The sequence below is a fragment of the Streptomyces neyagawaensis genome (genome assembly GCF_023516595.1).
Lineage (GTDB): Bacteria > Actinomycetota > Actinomycetes > Streptomycetales > Streptomycetaceae > Streptomyces > Streptomyces neyagawaensis.
Window position 1 is genome coordinate 209546 of the sequence record NZ_JAMGBG010000001.1, and the last position, 23056, is coordinate 232601.

General features: G+C 71.8%; 19 protein-coding genes. 8 read left to right on the plus strand and 11 right to left on the minus strand.

Going from position 1 to position 23056, the window contains the following annotated elements:
- Positions 1-54: 54 nt before the first annotated feature.
- The 3 genes from M8J73_RS00885 to M8J73_RS00895 form a co-directional block, all read right to left on the minus strand.
- A complete protein-coding gene (locus tag M8J73_RS00885) occupies positions 55-1197 on the minus strand; it encodes a damage-control phosphatase ARMT1 family protein (protein WP_055542857.1) in 1143 nt (380 codons plus the stop codon).
- Positions 1190-1861, minus strand: a complete 672-nt coding sequence (locus M8J73_RS00890) for a hypothetical protein (protein WP_249828097.1) — start codon at positions 1859-1861, stop codon at positions 1190-1192. Before M8J73_RS00890 ends, M8J73_RS00885 begins: the two co-directional genes overlap by 8 nt.
- A gap of 115 nt (positions 1862-1976) precedes the next feature.
- Positions 1977-3800 carry a S8 family peptidase gene (locus tag M8J73_RS00895; RefSeq protein ID WP_249828098.1) on the minus strand — a complete coding sequence of 608 codons (1824 nt, stop codon included), beginning with the start codon at positions 3798-3800 and terminating at the stop codon, positions 1977-1979.
- A 514-nt stretch (positions 3801-4314) separates the two neighbouring features.
- Between M8J73_RS00895 and M8J73_RS00900 the strand changes: the two genes are divergently transcribed.
- Positions 4315-5361 carry a lytic polysaccharide monooxygenase auxiliary activity family 9 protein gene (locus M8J73_RS00900; protein WP_249828099.1) on the plus strand — a complete coding sequence of 349 codons (1047 nt, stop codon included), beginning with the start codon at positions 4315-4317 and terminating at the stop codon, positions 5359-5361.
- 20 nt (positions 5362-5381) lie between these two features.
- Here M8J73_RS00900 and M8J73_RS00905 read toward each other — a convergent pair whose 3' ends face one another.
- Positions 5382-6035, minus strand: coding sequence for a Tat pathway signal sequence domain protein (locus tag M8J73_RS00905; protein ID WP_249828100.1), 654 nt, complete (start codon positions 6033-6035; stop codon positions 5382-5384).
- 689 nt (positions 6036-6724) lie between these two features.
- Here M8J73_RS00905 and M8J73_RS00910 point away from each other — a divergent pair.
- Both M8J73_RS00910 and M8J73_RS00915 read left to right on the plus strand, forming a co-directional pair.
- Entirely contained in the window at positions 6725-7387 is a 663-nt protein-coding gene (locus tag M8J73_RS00910; RefSeq protein ID WP_055542247.1) for a DUF6230 family protein, read from the plus strand.
- The gene (locus tag M8J73_RS00915) at positions 7384-7800 is read left to right on the plus strand and encodes a DUF6114 domain-containing protein (RefSeq protein ID WP_206188020.1); all 417 of its coding nucleotides are present in this window, start codon (positions 7384-7386) and stop codon (positions 7798-7800) included. Before M8J73_RS00910 ends, M8J73_RS00915 begins: the two co-directional genes overlap by 4 nt.
- A 29-nt stretch (positions 7801-7829) precedes the next feature.
- On the opposite strand, the gene M8J73_RS00920 is transcribed toward M8J73_RS00915, so the two are convergent.
- Positions 7830-8222: a hypothetical protein gene (locus tag M8J73_RS00920; RefSeq protein ID WP_055542246.1), complete on the minus strand. Its 393-nt coding sequence runs from the start codon at positions 8220-8222 to the stop codon at positions 7830-7832.
- A 197-nt stretch (positions 8223-8419) separates the two neighbouring features.
- Between M8J73_RS00920 and M8J73_RS00925 the strand changes: the two genes are divergently transcribed.
- Positions 8420-9667, plus strand: coding sequence for a cytochrome P450 family protein (locus tag M8J73_RS00925; protein ID WP_055542245.1), 1248 nt, complete (start codon positions 8420-8422; stop codon positions 9665-9667).
- Positions 9668-9925: 258 nt separating this feature from the next.
- Here the strand turns inward: M8J73_RS00925 and M8J73_RS00930 are convergent, their stop codons facing one another.
- From M8J73_RS00930 to M8J73_RS00950, 5 genes are read right to left on the minus strand one after another with little or no spacing between them, the layout of a single operon-like run.
- The gene (locus M8J73_RS00930; protein ID WP_249828101.1) at positions 9926-11281 is read right to left on the minus strand and encodes a cytochrome P450; all 1356 of its coding nucleotides are present in this window, start codon (positions 11279-11281) and stop codon (positions 9926-9928) included.
- On the minus strand, positions 11278-11880 hold the full coding sequence (locus tag M8J73_RS00935; RefSeq protein ID WP_249828102.1) for a GTP-binding protein: 603 nt from the start codon (positions 11878-11880) through the stop codon (positions 11278-11280). Before M8J73_RS00935 ends, M8J73_RS00930 begins: the two co-directional genes overlap by 4 nt.
- Positions 11858-12256 carry a DUF742 domain-containing protein gene (locus M8J73_RS00940; protein WP_055542965.1) on the minus strand — a complete coding sequence of 133 codons (399 nt, stop codon included), beginning with the start codon at positions 12254-12256 and terminating at the stop codon, positions 11858-11860. The genes M8J73_RS00935 and M8J73_RS00940 overlap by 23 nt, the downstream gene beginning before the upstream one ends.
- Positions 12253-12666, minus strand: coding sequence for a roadblock/LC7 domain-containing protein (locus M8J73_RS00945; RefSeq protein WP_055542964.1), 414 nt, complete (start codon positions 12664-12666; stop codon positions 12253-12255). Before M8J73_RS00945 ends, M8J73_RS00940 begins: the two co-directional genes overlap by 4 nt.
- The gene (locus M8J73_RS00950; RefSeq protein WP_249828103.1) at positions 12663-13979 is read right to left on the minus strand and encodes an ATP-binding protein; all 1317 of its coding nucleotides are present in this window, start codon (positions 13977-13979) and stop codon (positions 12663-12665) included. The genes M8J73_RS00945 and M8J73_RS00950 overlap by 4 nt, the downstream gene beginning before the upstream one ends.
- 354 nt (positions 13980-14333) lie before the next feature.
- Here M8J73_RS00950 and M8J73_RS00955 point away from each other — a divergent pair, with 354 nt between their 5' ends.
- A complete protein-coding gene (locus M8J73_RS00955; RefSeq protein WP_240501565.1) occupies positions 14334-15296 on the plus strand; it encodes an AraC family transcriptional regulator in 963 nt (320 codons plus the stop codon).
- A gap of 516 nt (positions 15297-15812) precedes the next feature.
- Here the strand turns inward: M8J73_RS00955 and M8J73_RS00960 are convergent.
- A complete protein-coding gene (locus M8J73_RS00960) occupies positions 15813-16829 on the minus strand; it encodes a GAF domain-containing protein (RefSeq protein ID WP_055540836.1) in 1017 nt (338 codons plus the stop codon).
- 709 nt (positions 16830-17538) lie between these two features.
- Here M8J73_RS00960 and M8J73_RS00965 point away from each other — a divergent pair.
- The 3 genes from M8J73_RS00965 to M8J73_RS00975 all read left to right on the plus strand — a co-directional run bounded on the left by M8J73_RS00965 (position 17539) and on the right by M8J73_RS00975 (position 22882).
- On the plus strand, positions 17539-19512 hold the full coding sequence (locus tag M8J73_RS00965) for a type I polyketide synthase (RefSeq protein WP_107424059.1): 1974 nt from the start codon (positions 17539-17541) through the stop codon (positions 19510-19512).
- The gene (locus M8J73_RS00970; RefSeq protein ID WP_249828104.1) at positions 19509-21128 is read left to right on the plus strand and encodes an amino acid adenylation domain-containing protein; all 1620 of its coding nucleotides are present in this window, start codon (positions 19509-19511) and stop codon (positions 21126-21128) included. Before M8J73_RS00965 ends, M8J73_RS00970 begins: the two co-directional genes overlap by 4 nt.
- Before the next feature lie 569 nt (positions 21129-21697).
- Complete coding sequence (locus M8J73_RS00975) at positions 21698-22882, plus strand: FAD-dependent oxidoreductase (protein ID WP_055537071.1); 1185 nt, start codon at positions 21698-21700, stop codon at positions 22880-22882.
- Positions 22883-23056 lie beyond the last annotated feature (174 nt).

Consider the following 23056-nt stretch of genomic DNA (forward strand, 5'->3'; position numbering starts at 1 on the left):
ATGATCACACCATCGCGTGAATCCGGGCGCTTTCGTCGTCGGCGCCCGGACTTCTCAGCTCGTACCGGCGTTCACCTGGATCACCGCGTGGGCTCCGCCGGTGCGCCACCGCTGGCCCTCCGCGGCCACGAGCGCTGCCTCGGTGGAGGCGTCCAGGCCCACGATCACATCGGACTTGAGGGTGCGCAGGGCGGCCACCGGACCGGGGAAGTACGCGGTGACCGAGGCGAAGGGCGTGGTCGGCGGCCAGAGCCGGTCACCCACCAGGCGCCGGTAGTTGAGGTCGCCCTTGAAGAGGGTGAGGTCGGCCGAGGCGAACTCCTCGCGCAGGTCGTCCGGCATGTCCGCGTACGGCAGCGGGGCGCAGGAGAAGGGGTGGGCCCGCAGCACGAGACGACCGTCGGCGAGGGCGGACCACAGGCGTGGCCCGGCGGCGTTCTTCGCGGTGACGAGGTGGCGTACGGCGTCGAGGGCGTCGGCGGTGGTGGCGTCCGAGACGAAGTACGGGTACGGCTTCAGATGCAGCAGGGCGCGCTCGACGCGGCCCCGGGTGAGGAGGTCGTCGACGAGGAGGAGGTCGGGGATCAGTTCGCGGCCCGCGTTGTCGGCGACCAGGCAGAGCGTTCCGCAGCGGGACAGCAGGGACAGCAGTTCCTCGCTGTCGTCCGCGAGCAGCCGGGAGTCCGCCGCGGCCTCGGCGGTCTGGATGCGGAAGCCGAGGTCGGCCCGGTTGCCCCAGAGCGAGCCGTGCAGCAGGGCGGGCAGCCGCTCGTGCGGGGGCCGTTCGGCGAGGGCGTCGGCGGCGGTGAGTTCGGCCGCCGCCTCGGGGGTGTCGAGCTCGGCGAGCTTGAAGGGCCGGAACGGGTCGACGCCCTGCCAGGGGCCGGGGCCGAAGAAGCCGACGGCGTGCAGGAGCCGGCGGTAGAAGCAGCTCTCGGCGACGAGGAACGGCAGGTCGAACCAGGACCGGCCGGCGTGGCGGCGTACGTCCCAGGTGTCCCACCAGGGGTCGTCGTCCGGGGGTGCGAGGAGGCCCTCGGTCGCGTCGTGCAGCAGCGTGTCGAGGGCGTGGCGCTGCTCGGGGCCGTAGGGGGTGGCGTCGAGGACCTTGCGGATGAGGGCGGGGTGCCGTTCGGCGAGGACGGCGTGCGCGAAGGAGGCCGGGTCGGTGCCGTGGATCAGGGGGGCGTCAGGCACGGTCGGGGGTCCCTCCGGGGCCGATGGGCGTCGCGGGCGGCAGGGCGACGTCCTTGACCTTCTTGTCGAGCTGCCGGCCGTAGCCGGCCTCGGTCCACACGTACTTCTGGAACTGCTCGGGGGTCAGGGCGCCCGGCCACGGGGTGCCCGCCGGGTAGAACACGGCGCGGCAGGCGGAGCAGTGGTGGGCGGGTCGCCAGAGGAGTTCGGCGCGTGGCTCGCCCCGCATGACGTCCTTCCGCTCGCGCAGCTCGCCCCGGACCACGGCGAGGGTGCCGACGAACAGCGCGACGGCGAGGAGGGAACCGGCGATCGTGTGGACGGGCTTGTCGTTCTGGAGGCCGCTGCGGGCGAGATAGGCGCCCATGGCGACGAGGATCATGCCCTCGATGAAGTGCAGGACGGTGTCGAAGCGGGACGGTACCCCCGGGGAACGCGCCAGCCGGTCGGTCAGTCCCGAGGCCCGGGACTCCGGGTCGGCGCAGGTCTCGGCGACCATGCGCACCGAAGGGCCGGACCCGCCGCAGCCGGGGCACACCGCCGCGACCGGCGCCGGGCTCTCCCCGGTCCTCTCCGACCAGGACCCGTCGGACCTCTGCGACGGGATCCCCTCGGACTGCTCCGGTTGGGTCCCGTCGGACTTCTCGGTCTTCTTCGTCGACATGCGCCTACGCTAACGGCCCGCTGACGGCACGCCGGAAAAGGGCCGGCGGCCGACCGATGCCCGCTCGCATCGGTCGGCCGCCGGCAGTGGGGGGTGGCGGTCAGTGGGGCTGACGTCAGAAGGTCAGCTTCCAGCTGTTGAGCCGGCCGGTGTCCGCGGACGCGACGTCCTGGACACGCAGCTTCCAGGTGCCGTTGGCGACCTCGCTGGACGCGTTCACCGTGTAGGTGGTGATCACGTCGTCGGCGGAGTCCGAGGAGCTGGAGGACTTCAGACGGTAGGTCGAGCCGTCCGGGGCCACCAGGTCCAGGACCAGGTCACCGCGGTAGGTGTGGGTGATGTCCACACCGACCTGGAGGGTGGAGGGCGCGTTGCCGCTGCGCCCGGTGACGGAGATCGAGGACTCGATCGCCGAGCCGTTGTCCGGGATGGAGACGGCGGTGGTGTTGGTGAAGGTGGTGCCCCCCGTGGAGCCCCCGCCGGAGCCTCCGGACACCGCCTGCACCGTCTTGGCCGCGTCGGCCAGACCCGCGCCGCAGCCGCCGGAGCAGGAGCCGGGCAGAGCGCGGGCGTTGGCCTTGATCGCGGACTCGATCTGGGCCGGGGTCAGCGAGGAGTTCGCCGACTTCAGCAGCGCGGCGAGGCCCGCGATGTGCGGGGTGGCCATGCTGGTGCCCTGGTAGTAGGCGTACGACTCCGAGGTGGGCGTCTTCGTGCCCGCGTTCAGCGTGGACAGGATGCCGTTGGCGGTGCCGGTGCTGGTCTGGCCGCCGGGCGCCGAGATGTCCACGAGGGAGCCGAAGTTGGAGTACGAGGCCTTGGCGCCCGAGCGGTTGGTCGCCGCGACCGAGATGACGTTGTTGCAGTTGCCGGGCGAGTGGTTCGCCACGTTGTCGTTCTCGTTGCCGGCGGCCACGACGACGGTCGTACCGCGGTTCACGGCGCCGGTGATGGCGCTCTGGGTCGCCGTGGAGCAGGCGCCGTCGCCACCGAGGCTCATGTTGATGACCTTGGCGACGTTGGTGTTGGCCGGGACGCCGGAGACGGTGCCGCCGGAGGCCCAGGTGATGGCGTCGATGATGTCCGAGTCGTAGCCACCGCACTTGCCGAGGACGCGAATCGGGGAGATCTTCGCGCCGTACGCGATGCCGGCGATGCCCTTGCTGTTGTTGGTGGCGGCGGCGATGGTGCCCGCGACGTGCGTGCCGTGCCACGAGGAGGTGCTGGCGGGAATGCCGGAACCGCACTCGTTGGCGTTGTACCAGTCGCCCGGGTCGGCCGGGTTGCTGTCGCGGCCGTCGCCGTCGACGGAGACCGCGGTGTCGGCGATGAAGTCGTAGCCGCCGACGATGTTCGCGGCGAGGTCGGAGTGGGCGACGTAGCCGGTGTCGATGACGGCGACGGTCACACCGGTACCGGTGGTGACGTCCCAGGCGCCCGGCACGCGCATGCCCGCGGTGGACTCGAAGAGGTCCCACTGCTTGCTGTACTCGGTGTCGTTCGGGTCGGCCTTGGGCTTGTTCAGGCGGTCCGGGACGACATAGGCGACCTGCGGGTCGGACCGGTACTCGGCGATGACGTCGGCGACATCCGTCCGGGTGAGGTCCTCGCCCAGGTCGACGAGGGCGGCACCCGTGCCGAGGCGGCGCTGGAAGTCCAGGTTCTCGCCGGCTTCCTTGCCCTTGGCCTCGGCGTCGGCGGAGGCGGCCTTGTTCGACTTGGCCTCGGCCGCACCGGACTTGTAGCCGACGATCAGGCGCTCGGCGACGGTGCCGGGGGCGGCCTCGGTGGCACCGGCGAGGGCCGGGGCGGGGTCGGCCTTGGCGGAGGGGGCCTGGGCGACGGCGACCGAGGTGGTCATGCCGGCCACCAGGGCGACGGAGACCGCGACGACGGATATGAGCTTCCGTCCGGTGGTGCGTGAGGTGGAGGTACGCAAGGGCTTCGCCTTTCGTGGCCTGCTCATGTCAGGGGAGGAGCGGCAGTGAGTCGCTTCGTCGTCGAAGCGGCGGGGGGGGTCCAGAAAGGGGGTGTGGCGCAGAGACCGGCCAGGCGCAAGCTGTTCACCAGGGGTTACCTGTGGTTCAGCTGTGGCAGCACAGTAGGCAAAGCGCTGGTCACGGGGATACGGGGAAAACCCTCGACCCCCCTGAGGAACTCCCCTATCCCGTAGGGCAGTCGGGCCGGATATGCCGCTTCGCCGGGTTTGCCGAGGCGAGTTCGGATCCCCTGCGGATGGCTGGATCCGACCGGTCGAACGGGGCGGGCTTCCGCCGAACGCGGGTCGCCGCGGCCGGACCTGGCTCCGTCGGACGCGGGTCGCCCCCGTCGGCCGGGTTCCCTCGAACGCGGTCGCTCCCACCGGGCCGGGTTCCGTTGAACGCGTTCTCCCCGGGTCCCGTACGACTCGGTGGACCACTCGCCCCCGCACCTCCATGGATCGGACGTTCCGGATGTACCGCTTGTCCGCCCACCGCATCGCCGACCGGCACACCGACGGCCGCCTCGGCACCGGCCCGCGTGTCGTCGGCCTGCGTACCGCCGGCTCCCCCGCCCTGCGCGCCGCCGGTCTCCGTGGCGCCGTGCTGCTCGTGGCGGCCCCCCTGCTCGTGACGGCGGCGGCCGTCACCCCCGCGTCCGCGCACGGCGCGCCGACCGATCCGGTGAGCCGGGTGTCGGCGTGCTCGCCCGTGGGCGGCGGACGGGCGAGCTCGGCGGCGTGCCGGGCGGCGATCGCCGCGAACGGGGCGCCCTTCACCGCGTGGGACAACCTGCGGATCGCCGGGGTGAACGGCCGTGACCGGCAGGTCGTCCCCGACGGAAAGCTGTGCAGCGGCGGGCTCGCGGCCTACCGGGGGCTGGACCTGGCCCGCGCCGACTGGCCCTCGACGCGCCTCGCGCCCGGCGGCACGCTGAATCTGACGTACCGGTCGACGATCCCGCACACCGGGACGTTCAAGCTCTTCCTGACGAAGCCGGGATACGACCCGAAGAAGCCGCTCACCTGGGCCGACCTGCCCGAGCGGCCGTTCGCCTCCGTCACCGACCCGCCGCTGCGGGACGGCTCGTACCGCTTCTCGGCGAAGCTGCCGGCCGACCGCTCCGGCCATCATGTGCTGTACACGATCTGGCAGAACACGAGCACGGTGGACACGTACTACTCGTGCTCGGACGTGGTGTTCCCGGCGGCCGCGAAGACCGACCCGGACGCGGGCGGGAAGCGGGCGGAGCGGACGCCGGACGCGTCCGGGGAGTCCGCGCCGAGCAGGAAGCCGAAGGCGGAGAAGCCCTCCCCGACACCGACGCCCACCCCCTCCCGCGAGCCGTCCTCGGCATCCGGGGAAGCCGCGGCCGGCGGCGGGGCGGAGGTCCCCGGCAGCCCGGTGGCCTCCACGACCGACGACAGCGGCACCTCCGTTCCGCTGGTGGCGGGGGGCGCCGCGGCGATGGTGCTCGCCGCGGGCGCCGCCCTCTTCCTCCGCGGACGCAGGCGCCGCTGACGGTGCTGTGCGGGTCGGCGTCAGTTGACGAAGACCGTGGCGCCGCCCTGGCTGCCGTCGGTGACGGGCGAGTACTTCGCGGTGAAGTAGCCGGTGCTGAAGCACAGCGACGAGCCCGAGGTCCGGGTGAACGGCTGGGCGGTGAAGTTGATGCTGTTGTCGTCGTTGCTGGCCGTGCCGCTGATGCTGGGCGCCTGGTACACGCAGTTGATCGTGCCCAGCAAGGTGCGCAGGACGACGGTGGTCTGGATGACCGAGCCGGCCTGCGGGCTGACGGTGACGACACCGTCCGAGGTCACGGTCGTCGTGTAGGGCAGGTTGTTGACCGTGATGCCGTTGACGCCGGTCACACCGAAGACGTTGCTGGTGCAGCCGCCGAAGGTGTGCGCGGTGACGGACTCGGTGGCCGTGCCGGGCGCCGCCGGGTTGTCGGCGACCGTGGCGTTGAAGGCCGACTGGGAACAGGAGATACCGCTCGTGCCGGTGGCGCTGGAGCGGAACGTGGCGGCCGTGCCGGAGGCGAGGGTGGCGTTCAGGACGTCGCCGACCGCGACGGCGTCACCGGCGAGACCGCCGGTGGTCAGCACGCTGTCGGCGGCGGAGGCGGGGCTGACGGCCGCGACCATCAGGGCGGCGGTGCTTCCGACGAGGGCAAGGAGGGATCGCGTACGCATGGGGAGTGCCTCTTCTCAGGAAGATGAGAACTGCGGGTGAGTGCGCGCGGGTGGACACCGTTCGCGCGGGGGAACGCGGCGATGCCGCTCGGCGCCGTTCGGTCGCTGCCGATCCGTGACACGCCTTCTCCGTACGTGGCGGATCGACAGCGACGGGTCCGGGAATCGGGCACGGCCCAGTGGAGGGGGAAGGCGACCGTGCCCGGCACCGGCGAGGGGTGATACCGCGTCGGGCCGCGCAGCGCTTTCCGTGTCACCCGCACCCCGTCGTCGACGGGGGCTCGGGACGGTGACGGGCGCTGCGCGTCGGATCCGGCGCCACGGATCCGTTGGGGGAAACCCGGGAGAGTTGTAGACCTGAGTGAGAGTCAACGTCAAGGCATTGTAAGGAAGTTGAGTGCGGAAGAACGCCGACCGACATGCGGCGCGCAGGATCGGGGAAGGACAAAACCAAAGGTGAGAGATGTTCACCTTTCACAGGGACGGCACAACCAACATCCTTTTGCCACAAGCACCTTGACCCTTGAATGTAACCACCGGTAACTTCCGGATTGGCTACTGCGGCGTAGCAAGTAAGCCCTTGCACCCTCGGGAGGTGTGCTCAGGCGTGCGCCGCAACCGCTGTCCGCGCCAGGACAACGTGCCGTCGAAGCCCCATCTGCATTGACTTAAAGGTCCAGGGAGCACACATGGCCTCGTCCTCGGACGCCACGGCGTCCACCAACGAAAGACCCGAGGGTTCCGAAGCATCCGGCAGACACGGGCGGGTCCGCCTCAAGCGCGCCGCCGTGATGGCGGTGCCGGCCACCGCGGTCGCCGCCGGTCTGATGATCCTCACCGCGCAGGGCGCCCTGGGTGTCCAGTTCGCCATCTCCGGCATGCCGTTCGTCGTCACCGCCGACAAGCTCGAAGGTGAGGGCTTCGCCCAGTTCGGCGCGCTGGACCACATGATCGAGAACAGCCCCAACGAGGGCGACACCGGCGGCCAGGTGCTCGTCGTGACCTCGGTCGTCAAGAGCGGCAAGCTGACCAACCTGTGCCAGAGCGTCGACCTCGGCGGCATCCAGCTCGTCCTCACCGCGGGCAACAAGTCCACACCGGTGAGCGTGAAGAACCTGGCGATCGACTCCGACGACATCAGCGGCGACGCCTCGTTCAACAACATCGAGATCGGCCGTGACTCCAGCACGTTCGACAAGGTCGGACAGCAGGGTCCTCCCGGTGTGTACGGCCAGCAGGCCGACTCGGTCACCATCACCGACCTGTACCAGCACAACTACGCCGCCACCGCGGCCGTCTTCAAGCTGCCCGACCTGCACATGCGATTCCGGAGCGAGGGCTGCCCGAAGTGAACGAGTTCCGGGAGTGGAGAGGACGCCGGCCCTTCGCGGGCGGGCTGCTGCTGTTCCTGGGCGGCGCGGAGATCCTGGTGACCATGAAGGCACCGCTCCCCGTCATCCTGAAGATCGGAATGCAGGGCCTGGCGGGTTATCTGCTGCCCTCGCTGATGATCGTGTGCGGGCTGCTGATCGTTTTCAACCCGTCCCAGCGCCTGTTCTACTCCATCCTCGGGATCCTGCTCTCCCTGGGCACCTGGCTCACGTCCAACATCGGCGGGTTCGTCGTCGGCCTGCTGATGGGCGCCGTCGGCAGCACGCTCGCCTTCGGGTGGCTGCCCGACCAGGAACCCCGGCGCACCCGCAAGGACCGCGCCCGCGACCGGGCCGCGAAGCCGCACCAGCAGGAGCAGCCCGCCGAGGCGTAGCACCCGCGGTACGACGACCCCCGCGCCCCCTAGAGGGGCGCGGGGAACTGCGCTGCCGAGGTCAGGGCCGCGCCCAGCCGGGCCGTGTCGGTCCAGTAGCGGTCGTGGGAGAGCGGCACCCGCCAGTACAGGCCGGGGCCCGAGGTGCGGCGCAGGGGCGGGACCGCCACATGGCAGCCCGCTCCGAGGACCTGGACGCCCGAGAGCCGCCAGTCGGCCCCGTCGCCGGGCGGCACCAGCCAGTACATGATCCCGCCGAAGCCGTCCTCGATGACGGCTCCCGTGGCGTCCCCGAGGGCCGTCAGCGCCGGTACGCCGAGGGCGACCGGCACCCGGACCGCGTTCCACCAGCGCCCGGCGGGCACCGTACGCACCTCGGGGCTGTACGAGCACATCCAGCGCGGGGCCCAGCTGACAGTCATGACACTCACCGGCTCTTCAAGGGGGGTGGGCCCGATCCTAGGATCCGCTCCGGCACCCGACTTGCGGGAACGCGCAGGGAAGTTGTCGGCGTACGCAGCGCGTCGCCCGTGAACTCGCCCCGCGACACCGCGGAGCCGTAGCGTGACCGGGTTTCCACGGTGCGCCGTGGCAGTGTTCCCGACCGCAGGAGGGCCCGATGGACAACCCCAGCCCGTTAGTGATCGACGCGTCCGGCCGTGACATCCACGGCGAGGCCGACCGGATCCGCGCGCACGGTCCGGCGACCCGTGTGGTGCTCCCGGGGCCGCCCGCCGTCGAGGCGTGGGCGGTCAGCAGCCCCGAGCTGCTCAAGCGGCTGCTCACCGATCCCCGCGTGTCGAAGGACGCGCGACGCCACTGGCCGCGGTTCGCGGCCGGTGAGATCACCCCGGAGTGGCCGCTGTTCACCTGGGTCGCCGTGCAGAACATGTTCACCGCGTACGGCGGCGACCACAAACGGCTGCGGACCCTGGTCGCCAAGGCGTTCACCGCGCGCCGGACGGCCGCGATGCGGCCCCGCATCGAGAAGATCACCGAGGAACTCCTCGACCACGTCGAGAACGGCCTGCGCGACGGCGGAAGCGTCGACCTGCGGGAGGAGTTCTGCTACCCCCTGCCGATCCGGGTGATCAGCGAACTGTTCGGGCTGCCCGAGGAACGGGCGCCGGAACTGCGGGAGCTGGTGGACCGCCTCTTCGACACGTCCGCCGACCCCGGTGAGATGACCGCGGCCTACGAGCGGCTCTACGGCGTCCTCGGCGAACTCGTCGCCGCGAAGCGGGCCACGCCCGGCGACGACCTGACCACGGGGCTGATCGCGGCCCGCGACGAGGACGACGCGCGACTCAGCGAGCAGGAACTGCTGGACACCCTGGTGCTGATGATCAGCGCCGGCCACGAGACCACGGTGAACCTCCTCGACCAGGCCGTGCACTCCCTGCTCACCCACCCCGAGCAGCTCGCGCATGTCCGTGAGGGCCGGGCGACCTGGGACGACGTGGTGGAGGAGACCCTGCGGTACGAGGCGCCGGTGGCGAGCCTGCCGCTGCGGTACGCGGTGGAGGACCTGGACCTCGCCGCGTTCGGCGGGCCGGAGGGGATGGTGATCGGCAAGGGCGAGGCGATCCTCGCGGCGTACGCCGCCGCCGGACGCGACCCCGAACGGCACGGGAAGGACGCGGGCGTCTTCGACGTCACCCGCGCCGACAAGGAGCACCTGGCGTTCGGGTACGGGGTGCACTTCTGCGTGGGCGCTCCGCTGGGGCGGATGGAGGCACGCATCGCGCTGCCGGCGCTGTTCGAGAGGTTCCCGGCGCTGCGGTTGGGGGCGGAGGGGGACGCATTGGGGTACGTGGAGTCGTTCATCTCCAACGGGCATCGGCGGTTGCCCGTACGGGCTCGGTGAGGGCCGGGCGCGGTTCGTAGGTGCGGGGTGGGGGTGCGTGGGCGGGTGCGGGTGGGTGGGGCTGGTCGCGCCCACGCGGCGGAGCCGCATGTGTCACCGCCCCGCGCCCCTGAAAAGCGACCGGGCTGCGCCCGTGCTTTTCAGGCCGAAGGGCGGGCCGCGGGCCCGTCCCTCCAGGGGCGCGGGGAACTGCGCGACCGGCCACGACGGCCCCGCAGCCGCCAACGCGCCCCGCACCCCCGAGCCATGAGGCGCCCCCTACTCCCCCCGCCACCACGACAACAACCGCGCCCACCCGTTCCTCGGCCCCGCACCCCCGCTCTCCGTCGCCCCACCCGCCGCAGGCGGGCCGGGCGGCGCCGGCGGGACGGCGCGCGCGGGGGCTGCCCGCGCCGCCAACGGGGCCGGCGGGAACGACACCGGCAGGGCCGTGAGCGCCCGGTGGAACGGGCCCGGGCGCCACTCCAACTGATCCGTGCGCACCGCGAGTTCGAGGTCCGGCAGCCGGTCGAGGAGCTTCTCCACCGCGACCGAGGCGATCAGCCGGGCCTCGCTCTGGGCGGGACAGTTGTGCGGGCCGGCGCTCCACGCGAGATGGGCCCGGTTGCCCGCCCGCCGGTCACCCGTCAGCGCGGGGTCCGTGTTCGCGGCGGCCAGCGAGACCACGACGGGGTCCCCGGCCCGCAGCGCAGCACCCTCGTACACGACGTCCCGGACGGGGTAGTGCACCGCGTAGTTGGCCATCGGCGGGTCCGTCCACAGCACTTCGTCGAGCGCGTCCTCGACGGGCAGGCTGCCGCCGGACAGCTCGCCCGCGAAGCGGTCGTCGGACAGCAGCAGCCGCAGGGCGCCCGCGATCAGGTTCTGCTGCGGCTCGGTTCCGCCGCCCATGAGCACGACGAGGCTGTGCACCATCTCCTCGTCGGTGAGCGCCGCCGGGTGCGCCAGCAGCCAGGAGGTGACATCGGGTCCGGGTGTGCGCCGCTTGAGGTGGACCAGGTCGAACAGGGTGGTGGTGAGGAGTTCGTCGGCCCGCTCGGCGTCCACGCCGTCGAAGATCCCGGACATGCCCTCGACCAGCCTCAGCCCGTGGTCGGCGGGGCAGCCGAAGAGGTGGTTGAAGACGAGCAGGGGGATGACCTGCGCGTACTCGCCGAGCAGATCGGCCTTGCCGGTGGGCGCGAATCGGTCGATGAGGGTGTCGGCGCTGCTCTCGACGTAGTCGCGCAGGGTGTGCGGCTCCACGCGGGCGAGGCTGTCGGTGATGGCGCCCCGCAGCCGCCGGTGCTCCTCGCCGTCGGTGAACAGGGCGTTGGGCCGGTACATCATCATCGGGACGACGGGGCTGTCCATGGGGACGGTGCCGTCGGCGAGGTCGTTCCAGCGGCGCGGGTCCTTGGAGAAGGTCTCGGTGCTGCGCAGCACGTGCAGGGCGGCGTCGTACGAGGTGACGAGGGTGGCCCGGACACCGGGGGCGAGTTCGACGGGTGCGGTGGGGCCGTGTGCGCGCAGCCGCCGGTAGGCGGCGGCCGGGTCGGCGGCGAAGTCGGGGCCGTGGAGGGGTTCGTGGGCCGGGCAGCCCGGGGGCGGGCCGGGCGGCGTCTCGGGGGTCACGCGTGCTCCAGTTCGGCGTCGCGGCTCAGCAGGTACGCGGCGAGCGCGATCAGCGCCCGGGTGGAGGAGTCCGGATCGCGGGCGTCGCAGCGGACGAGCGGGGTCTCGGGCAGCAGGTCGAGGGCCTCGCGCACCTCGGCCAGGTCGTGCACGGGGGCGCCGTCGAAGTCGTTGACGGCGACGGCGTACGGCAGGCCCAGGTCCTCCAGGGTGCCCATCACCTCGAAGGAGTCGGACAGCCGTCGGGTGTCGGCGAGGACCAGCGCGCCGAGGGCGCCGCGGGTCATGTCCGCCCAGAGCCGGGTGAAGCGCTGCTGTCCCGGAGTGCCGAACAGGTAGAGGACCAGGGACGGGTTGAGGGTGAGGCGGCCGAAGTCCAGCGCGACCGTGGTGGTGGTCTTGTCGCGGGTGCCGGCGAGGTCGTCGACGAGGGCACCGGCCTGCGTCAGGACCTCCTCGGTGCGCAGCGGCCGTATCTCGGAGAGCGTGCCGACGAAGGTGGTCTTGCCGACCGCGAAGTGCCCGACGACGAGCACCTTGAGCGCGCGCCGCACGGTCGGCCGCAGATACACGTCGTCAGAGGCGGGCGCGAAGCCCATCGAGGACCTCCTGGAGGATGCCGGCGTCGAACCGCCGGACGGCCGAGGGGCGTTCCCCCTGCTCGAAGGGGTTGTGGAACCCGGGGGACGGAGTGCGGGTGGCGATGTGGCCGCTGTCCATGAGGTCGGCGACCAGCACCTTGGTGACGCTGACCGGAAGCCCGAGGTGCCCGGCGACCTCGCCCAGGGAGAGCGCGCCGTGGCGGCACAGCTCTGTCACCCGGCGCTTCTCCGGGGTCAGCCCGGTCGGCGGCGGGTCGTCGGCGGCGGTCAGCAGGGTGATCAGATCCAGGGTGTTGCGGGTGGGGCGGGCGCGGCCGTCGGTGACGACGTACGACCGCACCAGGCGCCCGCCGGGCCGGGGGCGGGGCGTCATGTCCGGCTGCCCGTGGCCGGCCTGGCCGGGGTGGACAGCTCCTTGCCGAGCCGGTCGACGAGTTTGTGCATGCGGTAGGTGACGGCCTCCATGTCCACCTCGACGCCGGTGGAGACGGCGAGGTAGGCGCCCTCGCCGGCGGCGACGAGGAAGACGTAGCCGTGCCCGAACTCGATCAGGGTCTGCCGCCAGGGGCTGGTGGACGGGCCGCAGAACTCGGCGGTGCTGCGGCTGATCGACTGGAGGCCGGAGAGGCCCGCGGCGAGGCGTTCGGCGTCGTCGCGGTCGATGCCGGCGGAGTGGGCGCGGAGCATGCCGTCGGCGGAGAGCAGGATCGCGTTGCGTGCCTCGGGCACCTTCAGCACGTCGTCGAGCATCCAGCCCAGCTCGTTGGTCGTGGGCTCGCTCATGCGCGGGGGGTCCCTTCGTTGTCATGGGGGGTGGAGGGCTCGGGGGCGATGATGTCGTCGTCGAGGATGCGCCCGGCGGCCCGGCCGAAGCGGGTACCGCGGGCGAAGGCGCCCATGATGCGGGCGTTCTCCTCGGGTGACCGGCCGGGCGGCTCCTCGGTGTCGAAGGGCTCCGGCTCGGGGGCCACCTGCCGTCGTGGGGTACGGCGGCGGCGCTTGGGGAGGCCGCCCTCGGTGCTGCCCTCGGTGACCGCCGGGCGGGGGGTGTCCTCGGGGGTGGGCGCCGGGCGGGCCGGGGCCTCGGGCGCGGCGGGCTCCAGGTGGGTGAGCAGCGCGGCCGGCAGGAGTGCCACGGCGCGGACGCCGCCGTAGGGGGAGCGGGTGTCCACGGAGACGCTGAACCCGTAGCGCCGGGCGAGCACCCCGATGACGGCGAAGCCGAACCGGGGCGGGTCGCCGAGGCGGGTGACGTCCACGGCCCGGGCTCCGTCGAGCAGCGGGCCGGCGCTCTCGACGGCCTGGGCGTCCATGCCGACGCCGGCGTCGTCGATGATGACGCAGGCGCCGTTGTGCACGGTCTGCACGGTGACCTCGACGGTGGTGTCGGGCTGCGAGTGGCGGGCGGCGTTGTCGAGCAGTTCGGCGAGGGCGAGGACGACGGGTTCCACGGCGCGGCTCTCGACCGCGATGTCGACCTGGCCGTTGACCCGGATCCGCCGGTAGTCGCGGATGCGGGAGGTGGCGCCGCGGACGACGTCGATCAGCGGGGAGGTGGCCCGCTGGCGGCCCGGCCAGGATCCGCACAGGACGGCGATGGCCTGGGCGCGGCGGCCGAACTGGGCGTTGGTGTGGTCGATCTCCAGCAGGTCGCGCAGGACGTCGGGGTCGTCGTGCCGGTCCTGCATCTCGGCGATGGAGATCTGCTGTTCGTTGGCGAGGGCCTGGAGGGAGCGCATCGACGCCTGGAGGGCGGCCTTGGCGGAGCGGTCGGCGCGGGAGCGGGCGTGGTCGACGGCGACGGAGAAGAGGGCGAGGACCCGCTCCAGCTGTTTGCCGTACTCGGTGGCGGCGATCCGCGCGTCGCGCGGTCCGATGCCGGGGACGTCCTGGCCGGGGTGGTCGGCGAGCGCGGGCAGCCGGACCGAGACCAGATGGCGCAGCTCCTCCTCACGCGCCCGGACCTCGCGGACCAGGTCGGCGTTCCGTCTGCGCTGCCGCGCGGTGATCCCGTGCTGGCGCAGCAGGAGCACGGCGGTGGCGAGCAGGGCCGCGGCAAGGCCCCAGGTCACCGCCTGCGGTATCTGATCGGTCATGAAAGTCCACGAGTCCTTACGTCCTCAAGTCCCGGAACGTCCTCAGGTCCCGGACGGTGAACGCGGGTTGACGGAGCGCCCGACGTTAGTGATGCGGCCCCGGCGTGTCTTCCCGTGGCGCGCAGGGAAGTTGTCACAGGGCGCATCAGTGGCGCAAGGGGTGTGAAGGGGCCTGTGACCTTCCCTTCCGCATGATCGACCGACCGCACGGCATGGCAATCGCTTGCCGCGCTAGGGTGCCCCCACGGCCGGATCGGACTCCGAATCGTCTTTGATCATGCACCAGTTGAAGCTTTCGCGGTCAGGAATCGTATGAGACCGCAAGGAAGCCGTCGGGATCGATGAACGGGAGGAGTGGCTTTGCCCGGGGGAAGCTATGCCGTCGACGCGCTGAACACCGAGGAGCTTCAGCCGCGGGAGCGGGCCGACTTCTGGACCGAGCACATCGGCGAGTACCAGTCCCGGATGGGCTTCCGGTACGCCCGCGCGGAGAACTTCCGCGGGCGGACGGTCCGGCAGCGCACGGACACCTATCAACTGGTCAAGTACCGCTCGGACCGGATCGAGTACAGCCGGACCGCGCACCATGTGCGCCAGGACCCCGACGAGGACTACCGGCTGCTGCTGCCGCTGGGCGGGGAGATCGTGCTGCGGCAGGACGGCGAGGAGGCGCGGCTGACGCCGGGCACCGGGGCGCTGGTCTCCTTCGGGTCGCCGTTCCAGTGTCTGCAGAGCGAAGCCGTCGACGCGTTCATCCTCACCGTTCCCGCCCGTGAGGTGAACGGCCGGCTGGGCTGCCGGGCGCCGGTGTCGGCCGGGCTGGACCTGACGCGGGGGCTCGGGCGGATCGTGGGCGGGATGCTGACCGCCCTGCACGAGGAGCGGGAGCATCTGACCGACCCCGAGTTCGACGCCGTCTCCGACCGGGTGGTGGAGCTGGTGTGCATGCTGGCCGCCGGGGACGACCGCCCCGATGTGCCGGGGCAGTTGGGCGAGGTGGAGGCGATGGTCCGCCGTTATGTGCGCGACCATGTGGCCGACCCGGGGCTCACGGGGACGACGGTGGCGCGTGCCCTCGGCTGGTCGTTGCGGCAGATACAGCTCGCGTTGCAGCAGGCGGGCACCACGCCCCGTGAGCTGATCCGCGAGGAGCGGCTGCGGCTGGTGCGGGACCGGTTGCTGTGCGCGGAGTGCGAGCACCAGTCGATCACGGACCTGGCCTATTCCGCCGGTTTCTCCTCCGCGAGCGCCCTCAGCACGGCCTTCCGGCGGCGCTACGGGGTGAGCCCGAGGGAGATGCGGCAGAGCCCGCGCTGACCGTGCGGCGGTGGGGGCGGCCCGGCGAGCGGCCTTTTGAAGGTCCTCGGACCGTCCGGTGACAGGTCACTCACAAGCCACACGGCACGGCCACGGAATGTGCGGGATGTCGGACGTCTCCCATCAGATGTCCGGATTCCGAGGTTGCGGAACTTGGCCGAGATTGCCCGTATGTGGCCCCTGCAGCTGCCGGATTTTTTCGCCGATAACCGGACCGGGCCATGTGAGATACGTCTCACCACATGCCCGGTCCGTCGACGGGCGTCCGGCCACCGAGCGGAGCCCGGCCCGTCGCCTGGGGGGTGTTGTGGAAGTCCAGAGCGGTGCCCGCGGTGTCCGGTGCGTGGCCTGGGGTCCCCCTGCTCGAAGAGCTTGGGGGAGTGCCGGACGAAGGCCCTCGTAGCGGCGCTACGTGGGCCTTTGGCCGGTGCGGCGAGTGGGGGTACCCCCTGCTCGAAGAGCTTGGGGGAGCGTGCCGGGCGCCGTGGGTGCTGTGCGGGACTTCCGCAACACCCCCTACGGCCGCTGTCCCGGGAACGCGCCCGCGCCGAGCTGCTCGAAGCGCTCCTGCACATTGGCGGCGAAGGCCTGCTGCTCGGGGCCGGCGAAGGCCTGTCCCGTCACGCTCATGGCGACCGTCAGCACACCGCTGATGGGCGCGCCGGGCGAGGTGCGCACGGGGGTGCACAGGAAGTCGAACTCCTGGGGCTGCGGATAGTCGTACGTGCCGAGGTGCGCGCGGGAGAGGGTGGCCGCGCGGCCGCTGTGGAAGGCGTCGTCCATGGCGTTGAAGACGCCGACGGCGTCCAGGTGCGGCAGGGCGAGCCGGCCCGGGCTGAACTGCGGGACCATGCCGAAGGCCTGGCCCTGCTTGCCGTTGGCGTAGCGCAGCAGGTGGTTGGGCCCCTCGGTGAGCATGATGGGGAAGGGGGCGCCGTCGAACACCGCGAACAGCTCCTGCTGCTGGGCGAGCAGGCTGTCGCGCAGCTTGAAGTCGGCGAGCAGGGTCTCGGAGAGCTCCTGCATGGCCTCGCGTATCCGGCGGTCCCACTGGCGGGGCTCGAAGTCGGCGACACAGACGGTGCCGAGGATCATGCCGGTGTTGTCACGCAGGGGGGTGCCGAGGTACGAGCGGACGCCCAGGTCGTTGACGAGGGGGTTGCCCTTGAACCTGGGGTAGTCGAAGACGTCGTCCAGGGCGAGCTGGGACCCCTGGGCGACCGCATGGGGGCAGAAGCCGTAGTCGGCGGGCGCCTCACGGGACAGTGCGCTCAGGTCGAAGGGGACGGCCGGGCTGTCCGGGCCGACCTTCTCACCGGGGGACGAGGGCGGGATGTACATGCCGCGGAACATCTGCCGCTCGTCGTTGATGAAGTTCACCATGGCCAGGGGCGAGCGGGTGAAGCTCGCGGCGAGCCGGGCCACCCGGTCGAAGGTGGCTTCCGCTTCCACGCTGTTGAGGCCGAGCACCTGCAGCCGTAGCCTGCGCTGTTCAGCGGCACGGAGTGCCTGGTCGGAGGTCAGGGGATCCATACCGCAGATGAAAGCAGAATCCAGGACTCCACGGTTCACCACGGCCGTTAATTTATGTCCCGGATGCCTCACAGACAACGGTGGTCCCTCTAGGCTGACTTGATGGACAGTGCCACGGAAGGCCCTGACGGACCCCCTGCCTCACGGGCCCCGCCCTGTCGGCCAACCCGGGAACCTGCCCAAATTTCTTCGAGTTTCAACCTTCGGCGATCACTTCCCGCCAAACCTTGAACGACAATCAAGCGGAAACGATTTTGCGTACGACAATCGTGCGATGGTCCGGTTTTCGACGGTCGTGCGTGCGCTTCCGGCTGAACGAGAGGGTGTCGAGCGGTGGGGCGAGTGCGGTTCGGGCTGCGGACCCCCGGTCTCACATGTGGGCTGGAACACCCTTCCACCCAAGTCATTTTCGCGCCAAGATCCACTGAGCGCACAGCGCCGCAGTACAGCATCCGGGACGGTCGGCCACTGTTCCGGTTAGGGACCTGTAGACGACAGGTTCCGGGGCCTGTCGTCGACAGACCTGAGTGAGGGCGCCCTGCCCCGCTGATCCACGGGGGACCCGGTACGAGGACGTCCGGGTGGCCACTTCAGACTCGTGAACCTGAAACACGCTCACCATCCGCCGGACTCGGCGCCCCCGGGGCCACGTGGAGGTCGAGCGCGCCATCACACAGGCACATCGACGCAACTGCGAAGGAGAGTTCCGTTGAAGAAGTCGGACGTGGACGCACGGTCCGTGGCAGTGATCGGCATGGCCTGCCGACTCCCGGGGGCCGCCGGGACCGACGCACTGTGGAAGCTGCTGCGCGACGGCGTGGACGCCACCAGCGAGACCCCACCGGAACGTTACGACGTGGACGCCCTCCACGAACCCCGACCAGGCCCCGGCAAGCTGGCCAGCAGGCGGGCCGGCTATGTGGAGGCGGCGGAGTTCGACGCCGAGTTCTTCGGACTGTCCGCCACCGAGGCGGTGGAACTCGACCCGCAACAGCGCCTGTTGCTGATGACCACCTGGGAGGCGCTGGAGGACGCGGGCCAGCTGCCGGACGCCCTGGCGGGCAGCCGTACCGGCGTCTTCGTGGGCAACACCCGCGCCGACTACCTGGAGCGCGCCCTGCGGCTCGGCCCCGACGGGGCGACCGCCGCCCAGCTGCACAACTTCCGCTCGCTGCTGCCGGCCCGGCTCTCCCACTTCTTCGACCTCCGCGGCCCCAGCATGGTCGTGGACACGGCGTGCTCGTCCTCGCTCACCGCCGTGCACAGCGCCGTGCAGAGCCTGCGCGCCAACGAGATCCCGCTCGCCGTGGTCGCCGGTGTGAACCTCAAACTCCGCCCCGACGAGGGCCAGGTGATGACCGCGGCCGGGGGCATGTCCGCGGACGGGCGCAGCAGGTTCGGTGACGCGAGCGCCGACGGGCACGCGCCCAGCGACGCCGTCGCCGTCGTCGTGCTGAAGCCCCTCGCCGACGCGGTCGCCGACGGGGACCGGATCCGCGCCGTCATCCAGGGCAGCGCCGTCGGCAACGACGGCGGCACCAGCGACTCGGTGCTCAGCCCCTCCCTCACCGGCCAGCTCGACGTGCTGCGCTGGGCGTACGAGGACGCCGGGATCGACCCCGCAGACGTCGACTACGTCGAGGCGCACGGCTCCGGCTCCCCCGTGTTCGACCCGTTGGAGCTGACCGCGCTCGGCAAGGTGCTGGGCGAGGGGCGCCCGGCGGAGCGGCCGCTGCTCGTCGGCTCGGTGAAGTCGAACATCGGTCACGCGGAGGCGGCGGGCGGACTGGCCGGGCTGATCAAGGCGGTGCTCTGCCTGGAGCACGGCGAGATCCCGGCCAGCCTCCATGTGGAGACCCCCAACCCCGCGGTCGCCTGGGACGAACTGCCGCTGGAGATACCCCGCTCGTCGCGTCCCCTGGGCGACCACGGGCGTCCGGCTGTCATGGGCATATCCGGTCAGGGTTCCTCCGCGCTCAACGCCCATGTCGTCCTGCGCCAGGCCGAGCCCGCCAAGGAGACCTTCAAGGAGAGGCTCAAGGCGGTGCTGTCGATCACCACCTATGTGCTCCCGCTCTCCGCCCGGACGCCCGCCGCGCTGGACGCGCTGGCCCGGTCGTACGCGGAGTACCTCGACACCGGAGGGGCGGGCGCCGGGTACCCGGTGCGGGACATCTGCTTCAGCGCCGCGCTGCGCCGCCGCCACCACGAGCACCGGATGGCGGTGTCCGGCGCCACGCACGCGGAGCTGGTCGCCGCGCTCACCGGAACGCCGGGCGCACACGCCGCGCACGCCACCCGCGAGGTCGCCGACCGCTACCGCGCGGGCGAAGAGGTGGACTGGGAGAAGGAGTTCAAGGAGTTCAAGAAGGGCGCCCGCTTCGTCCCCCTCCCCCACTACCCGTGGCAGACCAAGCGCTACTGGGCCGGTGAGAGCACCCGCGGCGGCGGGGACCTGGAGAGCGATCTGTCGTCCTGGCTGCTGCGGGAGCACGCCCGCACCGGCTTCGACGACGGCTCCACCCTCACCGAGATCGGCATCGACTCGCTCGCCCGGCTCCGTATCGTGGTGGAGCTGACCAGGCGGTCCGGCCAGGAGGTCGACCCGGAGGAGTTCGGCCGCCTGCGCACCGTCGGCGAACTGCGCGAGTGGACCCGCGAGTTGGAGGCCGCCGCCCGATGAGCGCCCGTCCCGGGGTCGGCACGCCCGACCCGAACAGACCCGGCGGCCCGGCGGCGCCCGGGCAGAGCACCGACCCGCGGACCCTGTACGGCTGGTTCGCCCGCTCCGCCGAGGAGTTCGCGGACGAGGTCGCGCTGGAGGTCGAGGACCGGCGGCTGACCTACGCCGAACTGCGGCGGCTCGCCGAGGTGATCGCCGCCCGGCTGCTCACGGCGGCGGGGGGTGAGCGGCCCCGGCGGATCGGACTGCTGGCGAGCCGCTCGGTCGGCGCGTACGCCGGGTATCTCGCGATCCAGCGGGCGGGGGCCACCGTCGTCACCCTCAACCCGGAGCACCCGGCGGGCCGCACCGCCGAGATCGTCCGGGCGGCGGAGCTGGACCTGGTCCTCACGGACACCGAGGACGCGGACCCGGGGGTGGCGCGGCTCGTCCTGGACGAGCCGGGACTGGCGGCGATCGCCGCGGAGCCCCGCCCGGACGGGGAGTGGCCCCGCGTGGACCCGGACGATCTGGCGTACATCATCTTCACCTCCGGTTCGACCGGGGCACCTAAGGGCGTGCCGATCACTCACCGGAACATCTCCGCCAACCTCGGTCATGTGGCGTCCCGTTACGGCGTCGGGCCCGGCAGCCGGATGTCACAGACGTTCGAGCTGACCTTCGACGCCTCGGTGCACGATCTGTTCGTGGCCTGGGCGGGCGGGGCGACCCTGGTGGTGCCGGCCCGCAGTCAGCTGCTGTCACCGGTGAAGACCGTCAACGCCCTGCGGCTGACGCACTGGTTCTCGGTGCCCTCACTCATCAGCTTCGCCTCCCGCCTCGGCACCCTGAAGCCGGGCAGCATGCCCACCCTGCGGTGGACGGTCTTCGGAGGCGAACCGCTGTCCCTGGCCGCGGCCCGCGAGTGGCGGGAGGCCGCCCCGAACAGCGAGCTCGACGTGCTGTACGGGCCGACGGAGCTGACCATCTCCTGCACCGGCTACCGCTTCCCCGCGAACCTCGCCGACTGGCCGGAGACCCCGAACGGCACGGCGCCGATCGGCCGGTGCTTCCCCACCCTGGACTTCCTGCTCCTGGACGAGGACGGCGAGCCCGGCGACACCGGGGAGCTGTGCATACGCGGCCCGCAGCGCTTCCCCGGCTATCTCGACCCGGCGAACGACGCGGGCCGTTTCGTCCCCGCCGACGACGGCACCGCCCCCGGCACGGGCACCCACACCGGCACCGGCCCGGTCAGTGAGGCCGACTGGTACCGCACCGGCGACCGGGTCGCCCTGCGCGACGGGCAGCTGATCCATCTCGGGCGCACCGACCACCAGGTGAAGATCCGCGGCCATCGCATCGAGCTCGGTGAGATCGAGGCGATGCTGCGGGCGCAGGACGGAGTGCGCGAGGCGGTCGTGCTCGCGATGCCGGCCGCCGACGGCGAACCGGAGCTGGAGGCCGCCGTCAGCGGCACCGGCTGCGCCCCCGACCGGCTCTTCGCCGGACTCGGCTCCCGGCTCCCTCCTTATATGCTGCCGCGCCGGATCACCGTCCTCGACGCACTGCCGCTCAACCCCAACGGCAAGATCGACCGTCGGGCCCTTCTCACCGAACTCACCCGCCCCCACTGACCCCTACCCGACCCCTTCCGACATCTCTTCGCCCTCCCCGGAACCCTCACCGGACCGGGAGGGTCCGCGCCACCCCCTTGGGGAGCGATGAAGGAGACAGTCCCCTTCCCTCCCTCCCGTCTCCCGTCCCCGGCCACCCGACCCAACCCCCCGTCCCCGCCCCGCTCGATCCCCAGCCCACCCCGACCACACGCACCCTCCGCCCACCCCGACCGCACGCACCGTCCACCCACCCCGACCGCGCGCACCGTCCACCCACCCGACCGCACGATCCGTCCACCCACCCCTGGGGCCTGCTCGACCCCGGCCCCGACCTCACCCGACTCTCCGATCCCGTCACCCATGAACCCCCGAAGTCGCCTGATCCCCCCACCCACCGCGCACGCGCCCCTCCCTCGGGGCGTCCACACGCGGCCCGGGGGCGTCCGCACGCGCTTCTCGGGGGTTTTCGCGTTCCCGGAGGGACCGCCCGCTCACTGCGTCCCGGTCCCGCACCGTCGCCGGTGCCCCCCTCCCACCGCCGGCCCGCCCGCTCCCCTTCCGACATTGACCTAGGTAGTGAGGCCCACATGTTCGACGCCATCGTGGTAGGGGCGCGCTGCGCCGGAGCCCCGACCGCCATGCTGTTGGCCCGCGCCGGCCTCCGCGTCCTCCTGCTCGAAAAGGGGGTCTTCGGCTCGGACACCCTGTCCACCCACCTCATCCACCAGCCGGGGGTCGCCGCCCTCGCCCGCTGGGGGCTCCTCGACGCCGTCCGCGCCACCGGCTGCCCACCGCTCGACCGGGTGAGTTACGAGGTGGCGGACATACGGCTGGAGGGCTGCGCCCGCGGTGTGGAGGGGCAGCGCGCCGCGTACGCGCCACGGCGCCGGGTCCTCGACGCGGTCCTGGTGGAGGCGGCGGTCGCGGCCGGAGTCGAGTACCGGGAGAAGTGCGTGGTCACCGGCCTGCTGCACGACGCCTCCGGCCGGGTCGTCGGTGTGGAGGGCAGCCATGACGGACGGCCCTTCAGCGAACGCGCGCACCTGGTCGTCGGCGCCGACGGCATGCGCTCCACCGTCGCCGACCTCGCGAAGGCCCCGTTCACCGTCGAGGACGAGCGGCTGACCTGCGCGTACTACGCCTACTACACGGACGTTCCGGCCTCGTTGGAGCTGTACGAGAGCACCGGGTCCTGGGTGGCGGCCGTCGCCACCAACGACGACGCGACCCTCGTCCTCGCCTACTTCCCGCAGTCCCGCTTCGACGAGATCCGCTCCACCGCCTGCTCGTCGTTCCTGGAGCAGGTCCGCACCACCGCTCCCACCCTGTACGAAAGGATCGCGGGCCGGGAACCGGTGGAGCGACTGCGCGGAACGGGCGACCAGCGGAACTTCTTCCGGCAGGCGGCCGGGCCCGGTTGGGCGCTGGTCGGGGACGCCGGCCACCACAAGGACTCGATCACCGCTCGCGGCATCACTGACGCGTTTCAACAAGCGGAATCCCTGGCGAAGCACGCCGGTCCCCGTCTCGGCGGCGACCCGGCGGCCCTCGACGCGGCGCTCGACGCGTACGCCGAGGAACGTGACGCCGCTCTCACTCCGGGGTACGAAGCGACCCTGGGGGTTGCCCGACTGGAGCCCAACGAGCAACGCTTGTCCCTGTTGCGGGCCGTGCGACAGGACCCGGAACTGACCTCCATCTACTTCGACACGGTGGCCGGTATCGGCACGGCGAGCGCCTTGTACACCCCCAAGCTGCTGGCCCTTTTGTGATCTTCGTCAACTCGCGCCCATGAGTGGTTGGTTGCGGTCAAACGGATGCTGACGGTCAGGCATGGGGCCTGATACGGTTCCCCACGGCCGCTGACATTTGCCGACGGCGTGTCAAGTCGGCGCACAGGGGGGATGTCGGACACCACGCGCCACCCCTGACCGCCATCGGATTTT

Coding starts and splice junctions, on each gene's coding strand:
- M8J73_RS00890 (WP_249828097.1), bottom strand. CDS start 1,861: ATGTCGACGAAGAAGACCGAGAAGTCCGACGGGACCCAACCGGAGCAG.
- M8J73_RS00900 (WP_249828099.1), top strand. CDS start 4,315: ATGTACCGCTTGTCCGCCCACCGCATCGCCGACCGGCACACCGACGGC.
- M8J73_RS00905 (WP_249828100.1), bottom strand. CDS start 6,035: ATGCGTACGCGATCCCTCCTTGCCCTCGTCGGAAGCACCGCCGCCCTG.
- M8J73_RS00910 (WP_055542247.1), top strand. CDS start 6,725: ATGGCCTCGTCCTCGGACGCCACGGCGTCCACCAACGAAAGACCCGAG.
- M8J73_RS00920 (WP_055542246.1), bottom strand. CDS start 8,222: ATGACTGTCAGCTGGGCCCCGCGCTGGATGTGCTCGTACAGCCCCGAG.
- M8J73_RS00925 (WP_055542245.1), top strand. CDS start 8,420: ATGGACAACCCCAGCCCGTTAGTGATCGACGCGTCCGGCCGTGACATC.
- M8J73_RS00935 (WP_249828102.1), bottom strand. CDS start 11,880: ATGGGCTTCGCGCCCGCCTCTGACGACGTGTATCTGCGGCCGACCGTG.
- M8J73_RS00940 (WP_055542965.1), bottom strand. CDS start 12,256: ATGACGCCCCGCCCCCGGCCCGGCGGGCGCCTGGTGCGGTCGTACGTC.
- M8J73_RS00945 (WP_055542964.1), bottom strand. CDS start 12,666: ATGAGCGAGCCCACGACCAACGAGCTGGGCTGGATGCTCGACGACGTG.
- M8J73_RS00950 (WP_249828103.1), bottom strand. CDS start 13,979: ATGACCGATCAGATACCGCAGGCGGTGACCTGGGGCCTTGCCGCGGCC.
- M8J73_RS00960 (WP_055540836.1), bottom strand. CDS start 16,829: ATGGATCCCCTGACCTCCGACCAGGCACTCCGTGCCGCTGAACAGCGC.
- M8J73_RS00970 (WP_249828104.1), top strand. CDS start 19,509: ATGAGCGCCCGTCCCGGGGTCGGCACGCCCGACCCGAACAGACCCGGC.
- M8J73_RS00975 (WP_055537071.1), top strand. CDS start 21,698: ATGTTCGACGCCATCGTGGTAGGGGCGCGCTGCGCCGGAGCCCCGACC.